Raw genomic sequence first — 21,422 nt, forward strand, 5'->3', positions numbered from 1 at the left:
GCGCAAAGGACATGACACAGCGATGACCTATCACCCCTTTTTCATCGAGGGCGCGGATCGCCCCGCCCGCTGGCTGGTCACCTGCGACCACGCCGCCAATACCGTGCCGCCCTTCGTCAATGGCGGCACGCTGGGCCTGCCCGAGGCCGACATGAACCGCCATATCGCCTATGATGTGGGTGCCGCAGGTGTGGCGCGCGAACTGGCGCGCCTGCTGGATGCCCCGGCGATCCTGTCGAATTTCTCGCGCCTCGTGATCGACCCCAACCGGGGCGAGGACGACCCGACCCTGCTGATGAAGCTTTATGACGGCACGATCATCCCCGGCAACCGCCATGCCGGGCACGAGGAGCTGCAACTGCGCCTCAACCGCTGCTACCGGCCCTATCACACGGGTTTGTCGGAACTGGCCGCGCGCCAGCCCGATACGGTGATCGTGTCGGTTCACAGCTTCACCCGCCAGCTTCGCGCGCGCCCGCCCCGGCCCTGGCATGTGGGCGTGCTCTATGCCGCCGACCGCCGCCTGTCGCGCCCGCTGGTCGATCTGCTGCATGGCGAAAGCGATCTGTGCATCGGTGAGAACGAACCCTACGGCGGCCATCTTCCCGGTGATGCCATCGCCCGCCACGCGATCGCCTATGAGCGGCCCAACACGCTTCTCGAACTGCGCAACGACCTGATCGAGACCCGCGATGCTCAGGCCGCATGGGCGCGCCGCCTTGCCCCGATCCTGCAAGAGGCCGCGCGCCGCGCCGGTATCTGACGCCCGCATCCGCGCCACCCTGACGCCTTGAACGCGCGTGCTCTCAAGCGCATGTTGAACCTGACACCAAGGAGGACGACCATGGACGACCAGACCCGCATCGAACTCGAGGCCGCCGCCTTTCGCACCCTGCGCGAACACCTGATGGAAAAACGCCCCGACGTGCAGAATATCGACATGATGAACCTGACCGGGTTCTGCCGCAACTGCCTCAGCCGCTGGTATCAGGAGGCAGCCAACGCCCGTGGCATCGACATGTCCAAGGATGAGGCCCGCGAGGTTTTCTACGGCATGCCCTATGACGACTGGAAAGCCGGCCATCAGACCGAGGCCAGCCCCGAGAAACAGGCCGAATTCAAACAGGCTTTCGCGCAGAACGTGGGCAACGCCGACAAGCCCGGCTGAACCGGCGCCTGCGCGTTCCTGAAACCCGGCCACTCGCCGCCGCTTGACTGTCCGTTCGCCGCGGCAACGGATCGTTTACCGCGCGCCGTGTTCGGGTGCGCTTTTCGCCTTCGGGGCGGGGTGCCCGGCGTTTTGTACGGAATATTCATGCGCCGGGGCGAAACATGTACGAAACCGCCGTACAAAACGGATGTTTCGTACAATCGCGATGCGGCTCAGATCGCCTTTTTCAGGCTCTCTTCAAGATAGATTTCACGCAGTCTTTTCGCCACCGGACCCGGCGTGCCATCGCCCAGACCCTCGCCGTCAATCTCCACCACCGGCATCACGAAGGCGCTGGCCGAGGTCACGAACGCCTCGTCCGCACCCTTCGCTTCCTCAATGGAAAAAGGCCTTTCCTCGACTTCCATCTGCGCCTCGCGCGCAAAGCGCAGCACCGCCGCGCGGGTGATCCCGTGCAGGATGTCATTGCTCAGTTCACGGGTGATGATCCGGTTGCCCCTGACGATATAGGCGTTGTTGCTGGTGCCCTCGGTGACATGCCCGTCCTCGATCATCCAGGCATCGTCGCAACCCGCCTTCTTGGCCATCATCTTGCCCATGGACGGATAGAGAAGCTGCACCGTCTTGATGTCGCGACGGCCCCAGCGAACGTCGTCTATGCTGATGATCTTCAATCCTTTTTCGGCCTGCGGGCTGTTCGCAAGGCCGGGCTTCGATTGGGTGAAAAGGACCAGTGTCGGGGCCGTGGTCGCAGGGTCGGGAAAGACGAAATCGCGGTCGCCATCGCTGCCGCGCGTGACCTGAAGATAGACCAGCCCGTCGCCGATCTCGTTGACGCGCACCAGTTCGCGGTGGATCTCGAGAAGGTCGTCAAAGGCTGCGGGCTTTTGCATGTCAAGCTCGTTGAGCGACCGCTCGAGGCGTTTCAGATGCCCCTCGAAATCGATCAGCTTGCCGCCCAGCACACTAGTCACCTCATAGACCCCGTCAGCCATCAGGAAGGCCCGGTCGAAGATCGAGACCCTGGCTTCGGTCTCGGGCAGGTATTCGCCATTCAGGTATACGGTGCGCATGTTCTTCATCCCCACAATGCGGCCTTGGGCGGATGCACCCCGGCCTCGTCAAACGTCAAAGCCTCATCCCGGTCTTCCGCCAACAACAGCGGCCCGTCAAGATCCGTTACCAGCGCGTCCTGTGCCACCAGAACCGCCGGTGCCATCGCCAGAGAACTTCCGACCATGCAGCCCACCATCACGTCGTAACCTTCGGCTTTCGCGGCGTCGCGCAAGGCCAGCGCCTCGGTCAGGCCGCCGGTCTTGTCGAGCTTTATATTGACCACGTCATATTTTCCCTTCAGCCCCGGCAGGCTGTCGCGGTCATGACAGGACTCATCGGCGCAGACCGGCAGAGGGCGGTCGATTCCGCGCAGCGCCTCGTCGTCGCCCGCGGGCAGGGGCTGTTCCACAAGGCTCACGCCAAGCCGCACCAGATGCGGCGCCAGTTCGGCGTAGGCCTCGGCGCTCCAGCCCTCGTTGGCATCCACGATGATGCGCGATTTCGACGCGCCTGCGCGCACCGCCTCGACGCGTTCCATGTCGTCCGGCGTGCCCAGCTTGATCTTCAGCAGCGGGCGATGCGCATGTTTCGCGGCCTGCGCGCGCATCGCGTCCGGCGTGTCCAGCGACAGGGTATAGGCGGTGATCTCGGGCTTGGGTTCGGGCAACCCGGCCAGCTCCCACACGCGCTTGCCCGCGCGCTTGGCCTCAAGGTCCCACAGCGCGCAATCCACCGCGTTGCGCGCCGCCCCGGCGGGCAGCAATTCCTGCAATGTGGCGCGGTCGAACGTGGCGGGCAGGCCCCCGATCTGCGCGGCTACGGAATCCAGCGTTTCGCCATAGCGGGCATAGGGCACGCATTCACCCCACCCGCTCACGCCGCCATCGCTCAGATGCACCGTCAGCACCTGCGCTTCACTGCGCGAACCACGGCTGATCGTGAAGACCTGCGCCAGCCGGAACACATCACGGGTCAGCGATATCTCCACGCTCTTCTCCTTCATCGTTCTTCAAATACTAATCTGCCCGGCCGCTGCATCGTGCCGCCGGGCTGGGCGATCAGATCACAGGGCGGCCAGCGCGTCCACCAGCTTGCCCGGCCCGAACCGATAGGGGTCGGTCGCGGGCAGATCCATGGAGCGTTCGATCTCGGCCAGATAGGCCTTTGCATCCTCTTCGCTCATATGCTGGGTGTTCACCGACACGCCGGCCACCACGCAGCCGGAATTGGCGATGCGCGCCAGCGGCAGCGCGGTGTCGCGCAACGCCTCGAGCGAAGGCGGTGTGTAATCCGGCAGGCCACGCATATGATCGCGCGTCGGCTCGTGGCACAGGATCAGCGCATCGGGCTGGCCGCCATGAATGAGCGCCATGGTCACCCCCGAATAGGAGACATGGAACAGGCTGCCCTGACCCTCGATCAGGTCCCAGTGATCCTCGTCATTGTCCGGCGTCAGCCATTCGATCGACCCGGCCATGAAATCCGCGATCACCGCGTCCAGCGGGACACCGTCGCCGGTGATCAGGATGCCGGTCTGCCCCGTGGCGCGGAAGGTCGCCTTCATCTTGCGCGCGTGCATTTCGCGCTCCATGGCGATCGCCGTATACATCTTGCCGACCGAACAATCGGTGCCCACCGGCAGGCAGCGCTTGCCGCGGCGTTTCTTGCCATCGGCGATCGGGTAGTCGACCTCGGGGACGCGCACATCATGCAGGCTGCGCCCGGTCGCCTCGGCCACGGCCACAAGGTCGGGTTCGTTGCGCAAGAGGTTGTGCAGCCCCGCGGCCAGGTCGAAACCCTCTTCCAGCGCGGCGACCAGCACCTTTTTCCATTCCTTCGAAATCACGCCGCCCCGGTTGGCGACACCGATCACCAGCGTCTTGGCACCGGCGGCGCGGGCCTCCTCCAGGGTCATGTCGCTCAGCCCCAGATCGGCACCGCAGCCCGGCAGGCGCAGCTGGCCGACGGCGTTGTCGGGGCGCCAGTCACGGATGCCGATGGCCACCTTCGCGGCCAGCATGTCGGGCGCATCGCCCAGGAACAACAGATAAGGGGTCTCGATCATGACGGCTCCTTTCGGGAATCACCTTTCGGGGGATTTTCCTACAGTTAGGGCGCGAAATCCTGTGGGAAATCAAAGTAAATCACCGCTAGCGCGCAAGAATATCCCGCCATTGCCGTGTTCTACAGAATATTCCTCAAAACGCAAAGGGCCTGCTCCCCCGCCGGTCCCCGCGATGCTGCTGTGCAGAAACCGGTTGCGGGCGAGGGCGCAATTTTATACCGGTTGACCGATCAAAAGTGAAACATTCGACAAAAGGCCGCGCATCATGAGCTTCCGCCTGCAACCGCCCGCCCCCGCCCGTCCCAACCGCTGCCAGCTCTTCGGCCCCGGCTCCAATACCAAGCTCTTCGAGAAGATGGCCGCCAGTGCGGCGGATGTCATAAATATCGACCTCGAGGATTCTGTCTCGCCGGGTGACAAGGACACGGCGCGCGCCAACACGATCCAGGCGATCAACGATGTGGACTGGGGGCAGAAAACCCTGTCGGTGCGCATCAACGGGCTGGATACGCCCTTCTGGTATCGCGATGTCGTGGACCTCTTGGAACAGGCGGGCGACCGGCTGGATCAGATCATGATCCCCAAGGCGGGCTGTGGCGCCGATATCTACGCCGTCGATGCGCTGGTCACCGGGGTCGAGGCCGCCAAGGGCCGCAAGAAGCGCATCAGCTTCGAGGCAATCATCGAATCCGCCGCCGGCATCGCCCATGTCGAAGAGATCGCCGCCGCCAGCCCCAGGATGCAGGCGCTCAGCCTCGGCGCGGCGGATTTCGCTGCCTCGATGGGCATGGCGACCACTGGAATCGGCGGCACGCAGGAAAGCTATTACATGCTGCGCGAGGGGCAGAAATACTGGGCCGATCCCTGGCACTGGGCGCAAACCGCCATCGTTGCGGCCTGCCGCACACATGGGCTTTTGCCGGTCGATGGCCCGTTCGGCGATTTTTCCGATGACGAGGGTTTTCGCGCACAGGCGCGCCGCTCGGCGACGTTGGGCATGGTCGGCAAATGGGCGATCCATCCCAAGCAGATCGCGCTGGCCAACGAGATCTTCACCCCCTCGGCCGAGGCCGTGCAGGAAGCCCGCGAAATTCTCAAGGCAATGGACGAGGCCAAGGCGCGTGGCGAAGGCGCGACCACCTACAAGGGCCGCCTTGTGGACATCGCCTCGATCAAGCAGGCCGAGGTGATCGTGCGCCAGGCCGAGATGATCGACGCCATGTAGCGCATCCCCCGGCACCGCCCGGATATGAAAAACCCCGGCAGGGTCTGAACCTTGCCGGGGTTTTGCCGTTCTTGGGTCGCCCGTGGCGCCGCGCGGTTAGGTCGCGTTCGGCAGGATCACGATCTCCACCCGGCGGTTCTGGGCGCGCCCGGAATCGGTCAGGTTGTCCGCAATCGGCTGGTTCTCGCCCCGGCCAAAGGTCTGGATGCGCCCGAAGGGCACGCCGCCCTGCATCAGCACATCGGCTACCGCATTGGCGCGCCGCTCAGAAAGCTGCTGGTTATAGGAGGCCGCGCCGGTGTTGTCGGTATGGCCCACCACCTGCACCGACGAATCGGGGTAATCGCGCAGGCTGTCCGCCACGGTCATCAGGTCGCTGCGCAGCCCCGACCGCACCGCGGCGCTGTCCACGTCGAACAGGATGTCCTGCGGCATCGTCACGATCAGCCGGTCGCCGGTATTGGTGATGCGGATGCGGTCATTGTCCAGCTCCTGGCGCAGCTGCGCTTCCTGCTTGTCCAGCATGTTGCCATAGGCCGCGCCGCCCGCCGCGCCAAGCGCGCCGCCGATGACGGCACCCTTGCCCTTGTCGCTACTCACTGCAGCGCCGACCCCGGCGCCCAGCAAGCCGCCCAGAAGCGCGCCCTGTTTGGTTTTCTGGCGCGGGTCATTGCCATTGACCGTGGCCGGGTCGGTGCAGGCCGTGGCCATCAGCAAGGATGTGCCCGCCAGAATGATAAGGGAATGTCTTGCTCGGATCATGGAATAGCCTTGTGTTGATCGCCCGATTGTCCGGGTCTGGCGCCAGAATAGGCAATGCAGGTCCGCGACCCAAGGAAAACCGGGGGGAAATCGGCGACAATCCGCGCATATCTGATATCCGGGCCTGCGGTCAGGCCTCGTTGCGTGCGCTTTCCCAGGCCAGCATCGCGCGCTTGACCGGCAAGCCCCAGTGATAACCGCCAAGCCCGCCCGATTTGCGCATCGCCCGATGGCACGGGATCAGGAAACTGACCGGATTGCGCCCTACGGCCGTGCCCACCGCGCGCACCGCGCGCGGGCTGCCGATGGCCTTCGCGATGTCGGAATATGTGGTGACATGACCGCTGGGGACGCGCAGCAATGCCTCCCAGACCTTGATCTGAAACGGTGCGCCAATCATGTGCAGCGCCGTTTCGCCGCGCCCGGCAAAGGCCGCCTCGACCCAGTGCGCGATGCTGCCCGGGTCATGTTCGAACTGCGCGGCGGGCCAGCGCCCCGCCATGTCCTGCCATGCGGCAACGCGGCCGCATTCATCGGCGAATGCCAGCCCGCACAGCCCCTTCTCGGTGCCCATTGCCAGCACCTCGCCAAAGGGGCTGGGAAACCAGCCGTGGCGAATCGTCAATCCCGCGCCACGCCGCGCGAATTCACCGGGGCTCATGGCGTCCCATCTGAGGAACAGATCGTGCAGCCGCCCGCTGCCCGACAGCCCGGCGGCGGCGGCGGTCTCCAGCACCGTGTGGCGCTCGGCCAGCAGCACCTTGGCATGTTCCAGCGTCAGGTATTGCTGATAGCGCTTGGGCGAGACCCCGACCCAGGCCGAGAACAGGCGCTGGAAATGGGCCGGGCTCATGTTCAACTCGGCCGCCAGCGATTCAAGCGACATCCGTTCGCCCGCCGCGTCGATCCTGTCCAGCGCGCGGCGCATCACGTTGTAATGATAGCCCTGCGCCTCTTTGGTCTCGGGCAGATTGTCGGGCAGGGCCTTTGCCGGGGTGTCTTGCATGGTTTCGCTCATGGCCTCGTCCTTGTATATGGCATCAGACTAAAGTGCCGCGCCCGCTGCGGCGACCCGAATGTTGCGCATTGGGTTCTTTCGGGGCAAAAGGCGTCGCATGGCAAGCCAGCTCGACTATCATACCATCCGCGAGATATTCACCCGCTTTCAGGCGGCCGAGCCCGAACCCAGGGGTGAGCTCGACCATGTCAACGCCTATACGCTGGTCGTTGCCGTGGCGCTTTCGGCGCAGGCCACCGATGCGGGGGTCAACCGCGCCACGCGCGACCTGTTTCAGATCGCCGACACCCCGCAAAAGATGCTGGACCTTGGCGAGGAGGGGCTGATCGACCACATCAAGACCATCGGCCTTTACCGCAACAAGGCCAAGAACGTGATCAAGCTGTCGCGCATCTTGGTCGATCAGTATGACGGCGAAGTCCCCAATTCGCGCGCCGCGCTTCAGGCGCTGCCGGGGGTTGGACGCAAGACCGCCAATGTGGTTCTCAACATGTGGTGGCACTACCCCGCGCAGGCGGTCGATACCCATATCTTCCGCGTCGGCAACCGCACCGGCATCTGCCCCGGCAAGGACGTGGTCGCCGTCGAACGCGCCATCGAAGACAACGTGCCGGTCGATTTCCAGCAATGCGCGCATCACTGGCTGATCCTGCATGGCCGCTACCATTGCAAGGCCCGCAAGCCGATGTGCCCCACCTGCATCATACGTGATCTCTGTCAGTACGAGGAAAAGACCATATGACCAGATACCAGGCCGTCGGCATCGGCAATGCCGTCGTCGATGTCATCACCCAATGCGATGACGATGTTCTGACGCGCCTTGGCATCGACAAGGGCGTGATGCAGCTTGTCGAGCAGCCGCGCGGCGAATTCCTGTTCGATCAGATGCGGAACCGCACGCAGATGCCCGGCGGCTCGGTCGCCAACAGCATCGCGGGGATGGGGGCGCTCGGGCTCAAGACCGGGTTCATCGGACGCGTGCATGACGACGTGCTGGGCCGGTTCTATGCCAATGCGATGACCGCCGAGGGGATCGACTTCGTAAATCCTCCGGTCCCCGAGGGCGAATTGCCGACCTCGCGCTCGATGATCTTCGTCTCACCCGATGGCGAGCGCTCGATGAACACCTATCTGGGCATCTCCGCCGAGCTTGGCCCCGACGACGTGGATGACGATGTCGCCGGTGGCGCGGCGCTCCTGTTCCTCGAGGGCTATCTCTTCGACAAGCCCAAGGGCAAGGATGCCTTTCTTGCCGCATCGCGTGCCTGCCGGGCCTCGGGCGGGGTGTCGGGCATCACGCTCTCCGATCCGTTCTGCGTCGATCGCCACCGCGGGGACTTCCGCAAGCTGGTGCAGGAGCTCGACTACGTGCTGGGCAATGAACATGAATGGTGCGCGCTCTACGAAACCGAGGATCTCGGCGCGGCGCTGGAACAGGCCGCCGCCGAAAGCGGGCTTGTGGTCTGCACCCGCTCGGGTCATGACGTGGTGATCGCGACAAAGGGCGATACGCTCACTGTGCCGGTGCGCGCGGTCCCGGCGCTCGACAGCACCGGCGCGGGCGATCAGTTCGCCGCCGGGTTCCTTTACGGCATGGCGACAGGCGCGCCGCTCGACGTGGCGGGGCGCATGGGCTGCATCGCCGCCGCCGAGGTGATCTCGCATTACGGCGCGCGCCCCGAAGCGGATGTCAAGGACATGTTCCGCGCCGAAGGCCTGATCTGACGCGGGATCGGTCGTGCCGCGCGGTTACGCCTCGCGCGACCGCGTCAGTTCCAGGAACACGTCCTGCAGATCGGCCTGCTCGGTCTTCACGTCGCGGATGCGGATGCCTGCGCCGCGCACCGCCTCCAGCACCGCCTCGGCGGGGGTCTCGTGCGACTGATAGCTGAACACCAGCGCCCCGTCGGCGCGTTTCTCCACAGCCAGTCCGGGGGCCTGCGGCAGCTCGGTCACATCGCTGTCGGGATGAATGATCATGGTCTTGGAATCCAGCCTTTCCAGCAGGTTGGCGGTGCTGTCACGCGCGACGACCTCGCCGAAATTGATGATCGCGATCTCGTCGCACATCTCTTCGGCCTCCTCAAGGTAATGGGTCGTCAGGATCACCGTCATGCCCTGCTCGTTCAGGCGGCGGACATTCTGCCACAGCATCTGGCGCAGCTCGATATCGACCCCCGCCGTCGGCTCGTCCAGCACCAGGACATGCGGGCGATGCACCAGCGCCTTGGCCAGCAACAGCCGCCGCCGCATCCCGCCCGAAAGGGTCCGGGCATAGGCCTCGGCCTTGTCCTCCAGCCCCACCAGCGCCAGGATCTCGTCGCTGCGGCGCTGCGATTTGGGAACACCGTAAAGCCCCGCCTGCACCTCCAGCGCGGCGCGCGGGGTAAAGAACGGATCGAGGTTCAGCTCCTGGGGCATGACCCCGATCGAGGCGCGGCTCTGGCGCGGGTTCACATCCTGGTCGAATCCCCAGATCGTGACGCGCCCGGCGGTCTTCACCACCAGCCCCGCCAGAATATTGATCAGCGTCGATTTGCCCGCGCCATTCGGCCCCAACAGGCCAAAGACCGATCCGGCGGGAATATCCAGGTCCACGCCCTTCAGTGCCGCTTTCGCCGGACTGCCCTTGCTCGCGCCGTAGGTCTTTTCCAATCCGCGGATTTCAATGGCGTTCTCGCCCATGGCTCCCCTTGCCCCTGCCTGCCTGATCGCTCATAATCGGACCTAGTGGAAATGTCGTCAAAAGGAAACGCCAGATGGTGACGAAACCTCCGGAAACCCGGATCGTCGACAGCTACCGCATCGCCTGCGATGGCGGCGAAGGCGCATTGGGCCACCCGCGCGTCTGGCTATCGATCCCGCCCGCAACGGGCTTCGTCGAATGCCCCTATTGCGACTGCAAATACATTCACCACGACTTCAAGGACAAGGTTTCCGCTGCCTGATCGACGCGACCTCCTGATGGCGGGCGCGGCCTCGGTCGTGCTGACGGCGCTGGGCGTTGCCGCGTGGCCGCGCCTTGCCGCCATGCTCGACCCCAAGGTGGCCTTTGACCCGATTCCCGGCCTGCCGGGCTTTCGCCGGGAACGGGGCGCGCCCACCGCGCCCGCCAATGCGCTGGCCGGCCTGGGCGGGCAGGGGGCGCTTGACGCGGCGCCCGGCCTTTCGGTCTGCGACCTCCTTTTCACTGAAACGCGCGGCGCGGGTGACGTGCCGCTGGCCTATTTCTCGGATTACCGCTGCACCTTCTGCCGCCGCCTCAGCCCCCGGCTCGCCGCGCTGACGCAGACATCTGGCATCTCGCTCACCTGGCATGAACTGCCGCTCCTCGGCCCGGATTCCACGCTTGGCGCGCGCGCCGCCCTGGCCGCGCGGCGCCAGGGGGCTTACGAGGCGTTCCATTCCCGGATGATGGACAGCTCCTTCGTGCCGAACCCCGCCTATCTGCGCCGCCTTGCGCAGGAGACGGGCATCGACCCCGACCTTCTCATCGTCGACATGGATCACCCCGGCGTGACCCGCCAGCTTGCCATCACCGCCGATCTTGCCCGCCGTTTCGGCTTCATCGGCACGCCGGCCCTCGTGATCGGGCGTACCGCCACCCTTGGCGCGCTCTCCGAGTCCCGCCTCGAGCGGCTGATCGCAATCGAACGCCAGGAATCCACGCCCCCCTGCGCCTGAGAGGGGCTTCATCTTGCCGAAAATACTCCGGGGGAGTCGCCGCTTGCGGCGACGGGGGCAGCGCCCCCATGCCGTCCCGGCAGGTTCGCGCTGGAAGCGCGCGGCACTTCATGGCAATACCGTCCCCGCAGGACATGTCAACGGGGGCGATCATGGGCAATTCATTCGGCAAGGGCTGCCATCTTCACCTGATCGACGGCTCGGCCTTCATCTTTCGCGCCTATCACGCGCTGCCGCCGCTGACCCGCAAATCCGACGGCATGCCGATCGGCGCGGTGTCGGGCTTTTGCAACATGCTGCAACGCTATATCGACGGCAACAGCGCCAGCGCCGACGCCCCGACCCATATCGCGGTGATCTTCGACAAGGGCAGTCACACCTTCCGCAACGACCTCTATGACCAGTACAAGGCCAACCGCGAAGCCATGCCCGAGGATCTGCGCCCGCAGATCCCGCTGACGCGACGCGCCACGGAAGCCTTCAACATCGCCTGCAAGGAGATCGAGGGTTTCGAGGCCGACGACATCATCGCCACGCTCACCTGCCAGGCGCGCGACGCGGGCGGCCGCGTGACGATCATCTCCTCGGACAAGGATCTCATGCAGCTTGTGGGCGGCGGGGTGGAAATGCTCGACGCCATGAAGAACCGCCTGATCGACGCCGAAGGCGTCGAAGAGAAATTCGGCGTCGGCCCCGATCGCGTGGTTGATGTGCAGGCGCTGGCGGGCGACAGCGTCGACAACGTGCCCGGCGCGCCGGGCATCGGGGTCAAGACGGCGGCCCTGCTGATCAATGAATTCGGCAGCCTCGATGCGCTGCTTGATCGCGCCGGGGAAATCCCCCAGCCCAAGCGCCGCCAGACCCTGATCGAGAACCGCGCCCAGATCGAACTCTCGCGCCAGCTTGTGCAACTCGATTGCCACATGCCGCTCGATTTCACGCTGGACGATCTCGAACTGCGCGACCCCGATCCCGACACGCTTCTGGGTTTCCTCGCTGAAATGGAATTCCGCACCCTGTCAAAGCGCATCGCCGACAGGCTGGGCGCCGAACCGCCGGTCATTCCCGATACCGACCCGGCGGGCGCCGATCCGTCCGCAACGGTGCCCGAATGGCCTGCCATCGCGCCCGACGCCTATGAATGCGTCTCGACCATGGCGGCGCTGGACACCTGGATCGCGCGCATCCGCGCTCATGGTCATGTGGCCGTCGATACCGAAACCACCTCACTCAACGAGATGCAGGCGGAACTGGTGGGCATCTCACTGGCCGTCGTGCCGGGCCAGGCCTGTTACATCCCGCTCCTGCATCGCGACGGGCAGGCCGAGGATCTCTTCAGCACCGATGCGCTGGCCGAAGGACAGCTGCCCTTCGATGCCGTGCTCGCGGCGCTCAAACCCGTGCTCGAGGACGATTCGATCCTCAAGATCGGGCAGAACATGAAATACGACGCCAAGATATTCGCGCGCCACGACATCACAGTGACCCCGTTCGACGACACGATGCTGATGTCCTATGCGCTCAACGCGGGCATTCATGGCCACGGCATGGATACGCTCAGCGAACGCTATCTCGGCCACACGCCGATCCCGATCAAGACGCTTCTGGGCAGCGGAAAATCCGCCATTACCTTCGACAGGGTGCCGGTCGGCGAGGCGGTGAAATACGCCGCCGAGGATGCCGACATCACCCTGCGCCTGTGGCTCTCGTTCAAGCCGCAGCTGCACCGCGAAAAGGTCACCACCGTCTACGAGACGCTGGAACGCCCGCTGTCGCCGGTGCTTGCGCGGATGGAGCGCCACGGCGTCAAGGTGGACCGCGACACGCTCAGCCGCATGTCGGGCAAGTTCGCCCAGAAAATGGCCCAGCTCGAAGAAGAGATCCACGAACTGGCCGGGCGCAAGTTCAATGTCGGCTCACCCAAGCAGCTGGGCGAGATCCTGTTCGATGAAATGGGCCTCGATGGCGGCAAGAAGGGCAAGACCGGCGCCTACGCCACCGGCGCTGACGTGCTCGAAGATCTGGCCACCGAACATGACCTTCCGGCGCGGGTGCTGGACTGGCGCGCGCTCAGCAAATTGAAATCGACCTATACCGACGCGCTTCAGGATCACATCGATCCGGCCACCGGACGTGTTCACACCTCTTATGTGCAGACCGGTGCCAATACCGGGCGTCTGGCATCGACCGACCCCAACCTTCAGAATATCCCCGTGCGCAGCGAGGAGGGCCGCCGCATCCGCGAAGCCTTCGTCGCCGAGCCGGGCAATGTGTTGGTCAGCCTCGATTATTCCCAGATCGAGCTGCGCATCCTCGCCCATGTCGCCGATATCGACGCGCTGAAACAAGCGTTCCGCGACGGTCTGGACATCCACGCCATGACGGCATCCGAAATGTTCGACGTGCCGCTCGACCAGATGACGCCCGAAATCCGCCGTCAGGCCAAGGCGATCAATTTCGGGGTGATCTACGGGATTTCCGGCTTCGGGCTGGCGCGCAACCTGCGCATTCCGCGCTCGGATGCGCAGGGCTTCATCGACCGCTATTTCGAACGCTTTCCCGGCATCAAGGCCTATATGGACGACACCGTCGCCTTCGCCAAGGAACACGGCTTTGTCCAGACCCTGTTCGGGCGCAAGATCCACACGCCCGAGATCGCCGCCAAGGGGCCGCGCGCGGGTTTCGCGCGCCGCGCCGCAATCAACGCGCCGATCCAGGGCGCAGCGGCCGACATCATCCGGCGTGCCATGATCCGCATGCCCGCCGCCATCGAAGACCTGCCCGCGAAGATGTTGCTTCAGGTCCATGACGAACTGATCTTCGAGGTTCACGAGGACTCCGCCGACACCCTCATCGCCACCGCCCGCGAGGTCATGCAGGGCGCCGCCGATCCGGCGGTCAGGATCGACGTGCCGCTGGTCGTGGATGCGGGGCAGGGGGCGAACTGGGCCGAGGCGCATTAGGCGCCTTGGGTTGACATCGCGCCCGCCTTATCCCTCGAAGCGGAATTCCGGCAGGCTGTCCAGCGCGTCCTTCAGCGCATCGCCCCAGCCTTTCGAGATCACCTGGAAATACGGGTCGTCCTGCGCGATGCGCCCGCGCGGTCCCGCCTGCAGGCTGTCGGTCGGGTAGAAATGATAATCGAAGGGCGCGCCCACGGTCAGATTGGTCTTCACGGTGGAATCGAAACTCACCAGCAGCAGTTTCATCGCCGCCTCGAACCCCAGCCCCCGGTCATAGGCCCGCACCAGGATGGGCCGGCCGTATTTGGTCTCGCCGATCTGGAAAAACGGCGTGTCCTCGCCGGCCTCGATGAAATTGCCCTCGGGATAGATCATGAACAGGCGAGGCGGGCTGCCGGCGATCTGTCCGCCGATAATCAGCGTCGCGCCAAACGGGCTGTCCGATTGCAGCCCGCCCTTGCCATGTTGTTCGATCACCTCGCGCAGGGTTTCGGCCACCACGCGCGCCGCCTGAAACAATGACGGCACCTGCAACAGCGACGGTTTTCTCTCCTCGGGGGATTTGCTGCGCTCATCCAGCAGGCTGACCACCGCCTGTGTCGTGGCCAGGTTGCCCGCCGCCATCAGGGTGATGACCCGCTCTCCGGGCTGTTCCCAAAGCGTCATCTTGCGGAAGGTCGAGATATTGTCGAGCCCGGCATTTGTCCGCGTGTCGGACATGAAAACCAGCCCCTCGTCCAGAATCATTCCCACGCAATATGTCATGCCGGGGCCTTTGCTCTTACTGCTGCGCCACGTCGATCTGCACCTCGAGCGTCTCGCCCGTGCCGCCGACCCTCGATCCCGATACCGGAGAAGCATCGCCATAGTCCAGCCCGGTCGCGACCCGCACATAGCGGGTATCGGGCGAGATGCCGTTCGACACGTCGAACCCGACCCAGCCCAGCCCCTCGATATGCACTTCGGACCAGGCATGCATCGCCTCCTGCACGGTCTTGTCGTCCAGCATGAGATACCCCGAGACATAGCGCGCAGGCGCCCCCAGTTCGCGGGCGCAGGCCAGAAAGATATGGGCGTGATCCTGACACACGCCGCGCCCCGCATCGAGCGCGTCCTCGGCGCTCCAGTCGGGATAGGACGCGCCGATCTCATAGGGCACCGCCGCGCGGATGCCCGCCGCCAGCGCGTGCAGCCCCTCCAAAGTCGGCGCCGCCGCCTCGATGCCGCGCAAAAGCGCGCGCGCACCTTTTCCGGCGCGGGTGCGTTCGGTCTCGCGTTGGTAAAGCCACAATGGCGCAGGCCCGCGATGCGCGCCAAGCACGCCATGGGTGTCGCTCAGCGCGACCTCGCCCTCGCTGATCACGCTCAGTTCCGTGGTGCCCGGCGCAAAGCTGATCAATTCGGTGGTATTGTGATGATAATCCTCGAATTCCAGCTCCTTGCGGCCATTCTTGACCCGTGTGCGCCAGCTGATGATCTGTTGCTGAGGCGAGGATTTCGGCGTCTTGCGCAATTGCTGAAGGCCGTATTTCACCGGCGTATCAAAGCGGTAATGCGTGCTGTGCAAAATCTTGAGTCGCATGGCCCCTCACTCGTAGAAGCGGAAATCTATTTCGATCTGCCGTGCAATCCCGGCCAGTTGCGTCAGCATCTGCTGAATGAACTCATGCAGGCCGAATTCGAAGACCGCGCCGATCTCATGCACCAGATACATCCGTTCCAGCTGATCGACCTGGCGCAGCGACGGCAGCGGCTTGCGCTTGCCCTTGTGCAGATAGCGCAGGTTGCAATGCAGCTTGTCCACACAAAACGCCAGGCTGCGCGGCATCCGCTTGTCGAGGATCAGGAACTCGGTGATTTCGGCGGGGCCTGCACCTGCGCCATAGGCCATGCGGAACCCGCCCCGCGCCGAAACCGACCGCAGGATGGTTTCCCACTGCACATTGTCCAGCGACGTGCCCACGGCGCTCGCGGTGGGCAGCAGCACGTAATATTTCACGTCCAGAATCCGCGCGGTATTGTCCGCGCGCTCCAGAAAGGTGCCGATCCGGGCGAAATCGTAGATCTCGTTGCGCAGCATCGTGCCATGGGTCATGCCGCGCACCAGCGCGGTATGCTGGCGGATCGCTCCCAGCACCTTGGGCAGGTCACGTTCCGACACCTTGCGCGCCAGCGTGCTGCGGGTGCGCATATAGGTGGCGTTGATCGCCTCCCAGACCTCGCCGGTCAGGGCGGTGCGCACCATGCGCGCATTCTGCCTTGCCGCCTCGACGCAGGACAGTACCGAACTGGTATTGGCGCGCGAGCGCAACAGCCAGTCGATTGCCGCCTCCTTCGTGACGGCTTCGTTCTCGGCCCGGAACGCATCCAGCACCCCGGCCGATTGCAGCACCGAGATCCATTCCTCGTCGCGCGCCTCCAGCCGGGTCAGCGCGATGCGCTGGCCCGCCTCGATCAGCCGCGCGGTGTTTTCCGCCCGTTCAAGGTAGCGATACATCCAGAACAGGCCGTTGGCCGTTTTTCCCAGCATTCCGATCAATCCCCCAGAACCCAGGTGTCCTTGGTGCCGCCCCCTTGCGAGGAATTGACCACCAACGATCCCTTCTTCAGCGCCACCCGCGTCAATCCCCCCGGCGTCACCCGGATGCCCTCGGGGCTGACCAGAACGAAGGGGCGCAAATCCACATGGCGCGGCGCCAGCCCCTGGCGCGAGAATATCGGCACGGTGGACAGGCTCAGCGTCGGCTGCGCGATGTAGTTTGCCGGTCGCGCCTTCAGCTTTTTGCGGAAACCCGCGATCTCGGCCTTTGTCGCGGTCGGTCCGATCAGCATTCCGTAACCGCCCGATCCATGCACTTCCTTGACCACCAGATCGCTCAGGTTCTCCAGCACATGCGCCAGGTCGTCACGGTCCGAGCAGCGCCATGTCGGCACGTTCTGCAACAAGGGCCGCTCGCCGGTGTAGAACTCGACGATCTCGGGCATGTAGGAATAGATCGCCTTGTCGTCGGCAATGCCCGTGCCCGGTGCATTGGCGATGGTGATGCCCCCGGCGCGGTAGACATCCATAATCCCCGGCACGCCAAGCTGGCTGTCGGGGTTGAAATTCATCGGATCGAGGAAATCGTCATCCACCCGCCGATAGAGCACATCCACCGGCTTGTAGCCCTGCGTCGTGCGCATCGCGACGCGCCCGTCCACGACCCTCAGATCATGCCCCTCGACCAGTTCGACGCCCATCTGGTCGGCCAGAAAGGCGTGCTCGAAATAGGCCGAGTTGTAGATCCCCGGCGTCAGCACCGCGACCACCGGCTGCGATCCCGCCCCGGTCGGCGCCGAGGCCGCCAGCGAGCGGCACAAGTCGGTGGGATAGTTCTGCACCGGCTGCACCCGGTTCTGGCTGAACAGCTCGGGGAACATCTGAAGCATCGTCTCGCGGTTCTCCAGCATGTAGCTGACACCCGACGGCGTGCGCGCGTTGTCCTCGAGCACATAGAAATCGCCCGGCCCCGTGCGCACAAGGTCGATGCCGACGATATGGGTGTAGATACCGCCCGGCGGCTCGACCCCGATCATATGCGGCAGGAAGGCTTCGTTGCGGCTGATCATCTCCTTGGGGATGCGCCCGGCGCGGATGATCTCCTGACGGTGATAGATGTCGTGCAGAAAGGCGTTGATCGCACGCACCCGCTGTTCGATGCCGCGCGACAGCTTGGTCCATTCGGCGCCCGAAATGATGCGCGGGATGATGTCGAAGGGGATCAGGCGCTCTTCGGCCTCGGTGCGGCCATAGACATTGAAGGTGATGCCGGTCAGGCGGAACAGCTCTTCGGCCTCGCGCTGCTTGGCGCGCAGGTCGGCAGGGTTCTCGCGATGAAGCCAGTCATGAAACTGCTGATACGGCTGGCGCAGGGTCTCGTCATGCCCCCACATCTCGTCGAAATATGGTGTTTCGCTCATGGGTCAGCCTTTCACGATCGATGCTTGATCGAAATTATCGCTCCGGGCTGCGCCATGACCCGCTTTTGTGCCGGTTCCCTGAGCGGAGCATGGATTATGCACATTTCGTGACAGGTTAGCACAATAATTGCGCATTCATGAAAGAATCGCGCGGCGCACTGTGCTATTGTGATGGGGGTGTCATGCGCTGTTTGCATGATGCCGCTTACAGGCGATGCCCTGCCGTTTCTGCGACGCAGCATAGACGCGAATCAGGTAGGGGCATGCATCCGCGCAACCTGTTTCTGTTGAAAGATGCTCCCATGGCCCGCGAAACCAAGCTGATCCTCTGCCCCGTCAACCTTCGCCACATCAAGCTGGAATACAACGCCTACGAAGAGGCCGTGGAAATGGCCCAGCGGCGTGGCGCCAAGCTGATCGTGGCCACCGTCGCCCCCGAGATCGAGCGCAATCTGAATATCTATGATTCCGACAAGTACTGGGGGGATGAGCTCAAGAAGTTCATCGCCGCCCACCCCGCCACCGGCGTCGAGGTGGAAACCGTCGTGCGCAAGGGCGCGGTGCATCGCCAGATCGTCAAGCTGGCGGACGAACGCGACGTCGATGTGATCGTGATGGAATCCGCCAACCCCAAGGTCAAGGATTACCTCCTGGGCACGACCTCCAGCCATGTCGTCACCCATGCCGAATGTTCGGTCTACGTGGTGCGCGGCTGAACGCCTTGCCGTGACGGGCGCGCGTCAATGCGCCCCGCCGCATTGGTCGTGATCGCCAAAGGCATGCAGGATGCGGCAGGGCGCGCCCTCGCGCGCGTCGCAGGCATCGGCGATCCGCAGCAACTCCGCTTCCAGACGCCTCAGCCGGGCGATCCTGTCGCTTATGTCCTTCAGGTGGTCCTGGGCGATGGCATGGATCTCGTCATGCGCCGCCGGGTCGTGATCCTCCAGCGCGGCCAGTTCGCGGATCGCATCCAGTGGCAGGCCCAGATCGCGGGCATGGCGGATGAAAGCCAGCCGTTTCAACCCGGCCAGATCATAGCGCCGCTGGTTGCCTTCGGTGCGCGTTTCCGGGGCGATCAGGCCCATATCCTCGTAATAGCGGATCGTCGTCACCTTGACCCCGGTGCGGCGTGACATTTCGCCGATGGAAAACATCGCATTTCCCCCTTGAACCTCTAGTCACTAGAGAGATTAGATTACATCGGTCACAGTTCAAAGGGCCATCGCCATGCCGCACGATCATCACCACCATCACCACAATCACGCCGCCGATCTTGGCGGCGACCGCCGTGTCGCCTGGGCGGTCGGGGTCAATATCGCGCTGACGCTGGTGCAGATGGTGGCGGGCGTGATCTCGGGCAGCCTCGCGCTGATCGCGGACGCGGTGCATAACCTCAGCGACGCGCTGTCGCTGGTCATCGCCTTCGCCGCGCGGCGCATCGGGCGCAGGCCCGCCGACGCGCGGATGACCTTCGGCTATCGCCGCGCCGAGGTGGTCGCCGCGCTGATCAACTACACCACGCTGATCGTCATCGCGCTTTATCTCGTGGCCGAAGGGGTCCAGCGGATGCTGAACCCGGTGGGGGTGGATGGCTGGATCGTGGTGATCGTCGCGGGGGTGGCGCTGGTGATCGACAGTCTGACCGCCTGGCTGATCCATGGCATGTCAAAGGACAGCATGAACATCCGCGCGGCCTTCCTGCATAACGTGGCCGATGCGATGGGGTCGGTCGCGGTGATCGTCGCGGGGACGCTGATCCTGCTTTATGACTGGCGGCTGGTGGACCCGCTGGTGACCTTCCTGATCGCGGGCTACATCCTTTGGCATGCCGCCCAGGGCATCCGCCCCACGATCCATGTGCTGATGCTGGGGAGCCCCGATGACCCCGCTCTGGGCGATCTGGTGGCGGCGCTTGACGACATTCCCGGCGTGCGCGACGTGCATGCGGTGCATCTGTGGCGGGTGCAGGAACACGAAACCGCCTTCCAGTGCCATGTGGCGATGGAGCCGGATACCGATGCCATCGCCCTGCGCGCCCGGATCAAGGAGATGCTGGTCGCGCGCTTCGGCATCCAGCACAGCGCGCTTGAAATGGAACCCGCCGGAACCGCCTGCGACACGCCCCGCCTGATCGGTTCGTAAGCGTCACGCCAGCCAGCCAAGCCCCTCATCGGTGCGTCCCGCCGGGGTGTATTCGCCGCTGACGAACCCGGCATAGCCATCAGATTCGAGCCGCGCGAAAAACGCCGGATAGTCAATCTCGCCGCCGGCGGGTTCATGGCGCCCCGGACAGCCCGCCACCTGCACATGCGCGGCGCGATGACCATGCGCGCCCCATGCGCCCGCGATGTCGCCGGTGATGCGCTGGGCGTGAAAGGCATCGAATTGCAGCGCCAGGTTGGGTGCGCCCACGGTATCCAGCACCTCTCCGGCCAGTTCGAAATCATTGAGGAAATAGCCCGGCATGTCATGCGGGTTGATCGGCTCGATGGTCAGCGACTGGTCGGGCGCGGTGGCGGCGGCCCAGGCCAGGTTGCGAATGAACCTGTCGCGCGCTTCCGGCCCCTCGGCCAGCCCCGCCATGATGTGGATATGCCCCGCACCCAGCACCTTGGCGACGCGCAGCGCGCGCCGGAACGCCTCTGCGAAGTCATCCTCTGCACCCGGCACCGCCGCAAGGCCCCGCCGCCCGGCCTTGTCCCGGCTCAGCGGCGTGTTGATCAGCACCAGGGGCAAGCCCGCCTGCGCCAGCCCCTCGCGGATACGATAGACCGGCTCATCATAGGGAAACAAAAGCTCGACCGCCTCGAAGCCGGCCTTGCGCGCCGCCATCGGGCGCGCGCTGAGGGGCAGTTCCTGAAACAGCATGGTGATATTGGCGGCAAATCTGGGCATGGCCCATTCTGACACAATGGCGCGGGCCGGTCAGCCCTCGGGAAGATCCGCCTGCGGAATCATGCGAAAGAACGCGCCGCCCGACCACAGCCCGAACCAGTCATCCTTTTGCGTGCCGATCCCGGCCAGCCGGTAAAAGCTCTTGCGGTCGATCAGCGCCTCCAGCCCGTCGCGCACCATCACATAGGGGCGCGGCTCTCCGGTCGCGTCGTCGCGCGCGACGCGGATCGGGTTGTCGGGGCCTGCGACCACCCGCTCGCCCATATTCGTCTCAAAGATCAGCTCCTGCGCCTCGCCTTTGCCCTCGGCCTCGACATCCACCGCCACGAAAGGCGCGTCATCGACGGTGATTCCCACCTTCTCGACCGGCGTCACAAGGAAATATCTGTCGCCTTCGCGCCGCAGGATGGTGGAAAACAGCCGCGCCATCTCGAAGCGGTTGATCGGCGTGCCCTGATAGAACCATGTCCCGTCCGCCGCGATCCGCATGTCCAGATCGCCGCTGAAGGCGGGGTTCCACTTGTGGACGGGGGGCAATCCCTTGCCTTGCGCGGCGCGCACGGCGTCTGCCAGGCCCTCCGCTGACGGGCTCGTGATCATGTCTTTGCTCATTGCTTTTGCCA

Annotated in this window: 23 protein-coding genes; 10 read left to right on the top strand and 13 right to left on the bottom strand. The window is 64.6% G+C overall.

Annotation, left to right across the window (positions count from 1 at the left end; genetic code table 11):
• Window positions 1-22: 22 nt before the first annotated feature.
• Together N5A93_RS04860 and N5A93_RS04865 are read left to right on the top strand one after the other, a co-directional pair.
• Complete coding sequence (locus N5A93_RS04860) at window positions 23-763, top strand: N-formylglutamate amidohydrolase (RefSeq protein WP_268953929.1); 741 nt, start codon at window positions 23-25, stop codon at window positions 761-763.
• An 81-nt stretch (window positions 764-844) separates the two neighbouring features.
• Window positions 845-1,168, top strand: coding sequence for a DUF1244 domain-containing protein (locus tag N5A93_RS04865; protein ID WP_268953930.1), 324 nt, complete (start codon window positions 845-847; stop codon window positions 1,166-1,168).
• A gap of 215 nt (window positions 1,169-1,383) precedes the next feature.
• Here N5A93_RS04865 and N5A93_RS04870 read toward each other — a convergent pair whose 3' ends face one another.
• From N5A93_RS04870 to dgcN, 3 genes are read right to left on the bottom strand one after another with little or no spacing between them, the layout of a single operon-like run.
• Window positions 1,384-2,244, bottom strand: coding sequence for a D-amino-acid transaminase (locus N5A93_RS04870; protein ID WP_268953931.1), 861 nt, complete (start codon window positions 2,242-2,244; stop codon window positions 1,384-1,386).
• A 5-nt stretch (window positions 2,245-2,249) separates the two neighbouring features.
• Entirely contained in the window at window positions 2,250-3,230 is a 981-nt protein-coding gene (dgcA, locus tag N5A93_RS04875) for an N-acetyl-D-Glu racemase DgcA (protein WP_372920718.1), read from the bottom strand.
• 60 nt (window positions 3,231-3,290) lie between these two features.
• Complete coding sequence (gene dgcN / locus N5A93_RS04880; protein ID WP_268953932.1) at window positions 3,291-4,292, bottom strand: N-acetyltransferase DgcN; 1,002 nt, start codon at window positions 4,290-4,292, stop codon at window positions 3,291-3,293.
• Window positions 4,293-4,557: 265 nt separating this feature from the next.
• Between dgcN and N5A93_RS04885 the strand changes: the two genes are divergently transcribed.
• Window positions 4,558-5,517: an L-malyl-CoA/beta-methylmalyl-CoA lyase gene (locus N5A93_RS04885; RefSeq protein WP_268953933.1), complete on the top strand. Its 960-nt coding sequence runs from the start codon at window positions 4,558-4,560 to the stop codon at window positions 5,515-5,517.
• 96 nt (window positions 5,518-5,613) lie between these two features.
• On the opposite strand, the gene N5A93_RS04890 is transcribed toward N5A93_RS04885, so the two are convergent.
• On the bottom strand, window positions 5,614-6,279 hold the full coding sequence (locus N5A93_RS04890; protein ID WP_268953934.1) for a YiaD family glycine zipper/OmpA-like lipoprotein: 666 nt from the start codon (window positions 6,277-6,279) through the stop codon (window positions 5,614-5,616).
• A 130-nt stretch (window positions 6,280-6,409) separates the two neighbouring features.
• Window positions 6,410-7,207 carry a methylated-DNA--[protein]-cysteine S-methyltransferase gene (locus N5A93_RS04895; RefSeq protein WP_268953975.1) on the bottom strand — a complete coding sequence of 266 codons (798 nt, stop codon included), beginning with the start codon at window positions 7,205-7,207 and terminating at the stop codon, window positions 6,410-6,412.
• 187 nt (window positions 7,208-7,394) lie between these two features.
• Between N5A93_RS04895 and nth the strand changes: the two genes are divergently transcribed.
• Window positions 7,395-8,039, top strand: coding sequence for an endonuclease III (gene nth, locus N5A93_RS04900; RefSeq protein ID WP_268953935.1), 645 nt, complete (start codon window positions 7,395-7,397; stop codon window positions 8,037-8,039).
• Complete coding sequence (locus tag N5A93_RS04905; RefSeq protein WP_268953936.1) at window positions 8,036-9,022, top strand: adenosine kinase; 987 nt, start codon at window positions 8,036-8,038, stop codon at window positions 9,020-9,022. The genes nth and N5A93_RS04905 overlap by 4 nt, the downstream gene beginning before the upstream one ends.
• Before the next feature lie 24 nt (window positions 9,023-9,046).
• Here N5A93_RS04905 and N5A93_RS04910 read toward each other — a convergent pair whose 3' ends face one another.
• Window positions 9,047-9,982, bottom strand: a complete 936-nt coding sequence (locus N5A93_RS04910) for an ABC transporter ATP-binding protein (protein ID WP_268953937.1) — start codon at window positions 9,980-9,982, stop codon at window positions 9,047-9,049.
• A 74-nt stretch (window positions 9,983-10,056) separates the two neighbouring features.
• On the opposite strand from N5A93_RS04910, the gene N5A93_RS04915 reads away from it, so the two are divergent.
• From N5A93_RS04915 to polA, 3 genes are all read left to right on the top strand, one after another.
• Window positions 10,057-10,245 carry a zinc-finger domain-containing protein gene (locus N5A93_RS04915; protein ID WP_268953938.1) on the top strand — a complete coding sequence of 63 codons (189 nt, stop codon included), beginning with the start codon at window positions 10,057-10,059 and terminating at the stop codon, window positions 10,243-10,245.
• Window positions 10,246-10,261: 16 nt separating this feature from the next.
• A complete protein-coding gene (locus N5A93_RS04920) occupies window positions 10,262-10,981 on the top strand; it encodes a DsbA family protein (RefSeq protein WP_268953939.1) in 720 nt (239 codons plus the stop codon).
• A gap of 152 nt (window positions 10,982-11,133) precedes the next feature.
• Window positions 11,134-13,944 (top strand): DNA polymerase I, encoded by a 2,811-nt coding sequence (gene polA, locus N5A93_RS04925; RefSeq protein WP_268953940.1) that lies wholly within the window; start codon window positions 11,134-11,136, stop codon window positions 13,942-13,944.
• 27 nt (window positions 13,945-13,971) lie between these two features.
• On the opposite strand, the gene N5A93_RS04930 is transcribed toward polA, so the two are convergent.
• From N5A93_RS04930 to N5A93_RS04945, 4 genes are read right to left on the bottom strand one after another with little or no spacing between them, the layout of a single operon-like run.
• Window positions 13,972-14,691 carry a proteasome-type protease gene (locus N5A93_RS04930; protein ID WP_268953976.1) on the bottom strand — a complete coding sequence of 240 codons (720 nt, stop codon included), beginning with the start codon at window positions 14,689-14,691 and terminating at the stop codon, window positions 13,972-13,974.
• A 34-nt stretch (window positions 14,692-14,725) separates the two neighbouring features.
• Window positions 14,726-15,526: a transglutaminase family protein gene (locus N5A93_RS04935; protein WP_268953941.1), complete on the bottom strand. Its 801-nt coding sequence runs from the start codon at window positions 15,524-15,526 to the stop codon at window positions 14,726-14,728.
• 6 nt (window positions 15,527-15,532) lie between these two features.
• Window positions 15,533-16,474: an alpha-E domain-containing protein gene (locus tag N5A93_RS04940; protein WP_268953942.1), complete on the bottom strand. Its 942-nt coding sequence runs from the start codon at window positions 16,472-16,474 to the stop codon at window positions 15,533-15,535.
• Between the two features lie 5 nt (window positions 16,475-16,479).
• Window positions 16,480-17,904, bottom strand: coding sequence for a circularly permuted type 2 ATP-grasp protein (locus tag N5A93_RS04945; protein WP_268953943.1), 1,425 nt, complete (start codon window positions 17,902-17,904; stop codon window positions 16,480-16,482).
• A gap of 302 nt (window positions 17,905-18,206) precedes the next feature.
• Between N5A93_RS04945 and N5A93_RS04950 the strand changes: the two genes are divergently transcribed.
• On the top strand, window positions 18,207-18,620 hold the full coding sequence (locus N5A93_RS04950) for a universal stress protein (RefSeq protein ID WP_268953944.1): 414 nt from the start codon (window positions 18,207-18,209) through the stop codon (window positions 18,618-18,620).
• Window positions 18,621-18,644: 24 nt separating this feature from the next.
• Here N5A93_RS04950 and N5A93_RS04955 read toward each other — a convergent pair whose 3' ends face one another.
• Window positions 18,645-19,058, bottom strand: coding sequence for a MerR family transcriptional regulator (locus N5A93_RS04955; RefSeq protein WP_268953945.1), 414 nt, complete (start codon window positions 19,056-19,058; stop codon window positions 18,645-18,647).
• A gap of 73 nt (window positions 19,059-19,131) precedes the next feature.
• On the opposite strand from N5A93_RS04955, the gene N5A93_RS04960 reads away from it, so the two are divergent.
• Window positions 19,132-20,046 carry a cation diffusion facilitator family transporter gene (locus N5A93_RS04960; protein ID WP_268953946.1) on the top strand — a complete coding sequence of 305 codons (915 nt, stop codon included), beginning with the start codon at window positions 19,132-19,134 and terminating at the stop codon, window positions 20,044-20,046.
• A gap of 3 nt (window positions 20,047-20,049) precedes the next feature.
• Here the strand turns inward: N5A93_RS04960 and N5A93_RS04965 are convergent, their stop codons facing one another.
• Window positions 20,050-20,799 (bottom strand): hydroxypyruvate isomerase family protein, encoded by a 750-nt coding sequence (locus N5A93_RS04965; RefSeq protein WP_268953947.1) that lies wholly within the window; start codon window positions 20,797-20,799, stop codon window positions 20,050-20,052.
• 30 nt (window positions 20,800-20,829) lie between these two features.
• Complete coding sequence (locus tag N5A93_RS04970; RefSeq protein ID WP_268953948.1) at window positions 20,830-21,411, bottom strand: DUF1285 domain-containing protein; 582 nt, start codon at window positions 21,409-21,411, stop codon at window positions 20,830-20,832.
• Window positions 21,412-21,422: the final 11 nt, after the last annotated feature.

Origin of the sequence: Roseovarius salincola, from assembly GCF_026891095.1 — a bacterium.
GTDB classification, from domain to species: Bacteria; Pseudomonadota; Alphaproteobacteria; order Rhodobacterales; family Rhodobacteraceae; genus Roseovarius; species Roseovarius salincola.

What these genes read in the sequence shown, in the direction of transcription:
- nth (WP_268953935.1), top strand. Translation starts at nt 7,395, where the DNA reads ATGGCAAGCCAGCTCGACTATCATACCATCCGCGAGATATTCACCCGC.
- N5A93_RS04890 (WP_268953934.1), bottom strand. Translation starts at nt 6,279, where the DNA reads ATGATCCGAGCAAGACATTCCCTTATCATTCTGGCGGGCACATCCTTG.
- N5A93_RS04940 (WP_268953942.1), bottom strand. Translation starts at nt 16,474, where the DNA reads ATGCTGGGAAAAACGGCCAACGGCCTGTTCTGGATGTATCGCTACCTT.
- dgcA (WP_372920718.1), bottom strand. Translation starts at nt 3,230, where the DNA reads ATGAAGGAGAAGAGCGTGGAGATATCGCTGACCCGTGATGTGTTCCGG.
- dgcN (WP_268953932.1), bottom strand. Translation starts at nt 4,292, where the DNA reads ATGATCGAGACCCCTTATCTGTTGTTCCTGGGCGATGCGCCCGACATG.
- N5A93_RS04865 (WP_268953930.1), top strand. Translation starts at nt 845, where the DNA reads ATGGACGACCAGACCCGCATCGAACTCGAGGCCGCCGCCTTTCGCACC.
- N5A93_RS04870 (WP_268953931.1), bottom strand. Translation starts at nt 2,244, where the DNA reads ATGCGCACCGTATACCTGAATGGCGAATACCTGCCCGAGACCGAAGCC.
- N5A93_RS04860 (WP_268953929.1), top strand. Translation starts at nt 23, where the DNA reads ATGACCTATCACCCCTTTTTCATCGAGGGCGCGGATCGCCCCGCCCGC.
- N5A93_RS04920 (WP_268953939.1), top strand. Translation starts at nt 10,262, where the DNA reads ATGGCGGGCGCGGCCTCGGTCGTGCTGACGGCGCTGGGCGTTGCCGCG.
- N5A93_RS04945 (WP_268953943.1), bottom strand. Translation starts at nt 17,904, where the DNA reads ATGAGCGAAACACCATATTTCGACGAGATGTGGGGGCATGACGAGACC.
- N5A93_RS04950 (WP_268953944.1), top strand. Translation starts at nt 18,207, where the DNA reads ATGGCCCGCGAAACCAAGCTGATCCTCTGCCCCGTCAACCTTCGCCAC.
- N5A93_RS04915 (WP_268953938.1), top strand. Translation starts at nt 10,057, where the DNA reads ATGGTGACGAAACCTCCGGAAACCCGGATCGTCGACAGCTACCGCATC.
- N5A93_RS04895 (WP_268953975.1), bottom strand. Translation starts at nt 7,207, where the DNA reads ATGCGCCGCGCGCTGGACAGGATCGACGCGGCGGGCGAACGGATGTCG.
- N5A93_RS04885 (WP_268953933.1), top strand. Translation starts at nt 4,558, where the DNA reads ATGAGCTTCCGCCTGCAACCGCCCGCCCCCGCCCGTCCCAACCGCTGC.
- N5A93_RS04965 (WP_268953947.1), bottom strand. Translation starts at nt 20,799, where the DNA reads ATGCCCAGATTTGCCGCCAATATCACCATGCTGTTTCAGGAACTGCCC.
- N5A93_RS04930 (WP_268953976.1), bottom strand. Translation starts at nt 14,691, where the DNA reads ATGATTCTGGACGAGGGGCTGGTTTTCATGTCCGACACGCGGACAAAT.
- N5A93_RS04910 (WP_268953937.1), bottom strand. Translation starts at nt 9,982, where the DNA reads ATGGGCGAGAACGCCATTGAAATCCGCGGATTGGAAAAGACCTACGGC.
- N5A93_RS04955 (WP_268953945.1), bottom strand. Translation starts at nt 19,058, where the DNA reads ATGTTTTCCATCGGCGAAATGTCACGCCGCACCGGGGTCAAGGTGACG.
- N5A93_RS04970 (WP_268953948.1), bottom strand. Translation starts at nt 21,411, where the DNA reads ATGAGCAAAGACATGATCACGAGCCCGTCAGCGGAGGGCCTGGCAGAC.
- N5A93_RS04905 (WP_268953936.1), top strand. Translation starts at nt 8,036, where the DNA reads ATGACCAGATACCAGGCCGTCGGCATCGGCAATGCCGTCGTCGATGTC.
- N5A93_RS04960 (WP_268953946.1), top strand. Translation starts at nt 19,132, where the DNA reads ATGCCGCACGATCATCACCACCATCACCACAATCACGCCGCCGATCTT.
- polA (WP_268953940.1), top strand. Translation starts at nt 11,134, where the DNA reads ATGGGCAATTCATTCGGCAAGGGCTGCCATCTTCACCTGATCGACGGC.
- N5A93_RS04935 (WP_268953941.1), bottom strand. Translation starts at nt 15,526, where the DNA reads ATGCGACTCAAGATTTTGCACAGCACGCATTACCGCTTTGATACGCCG.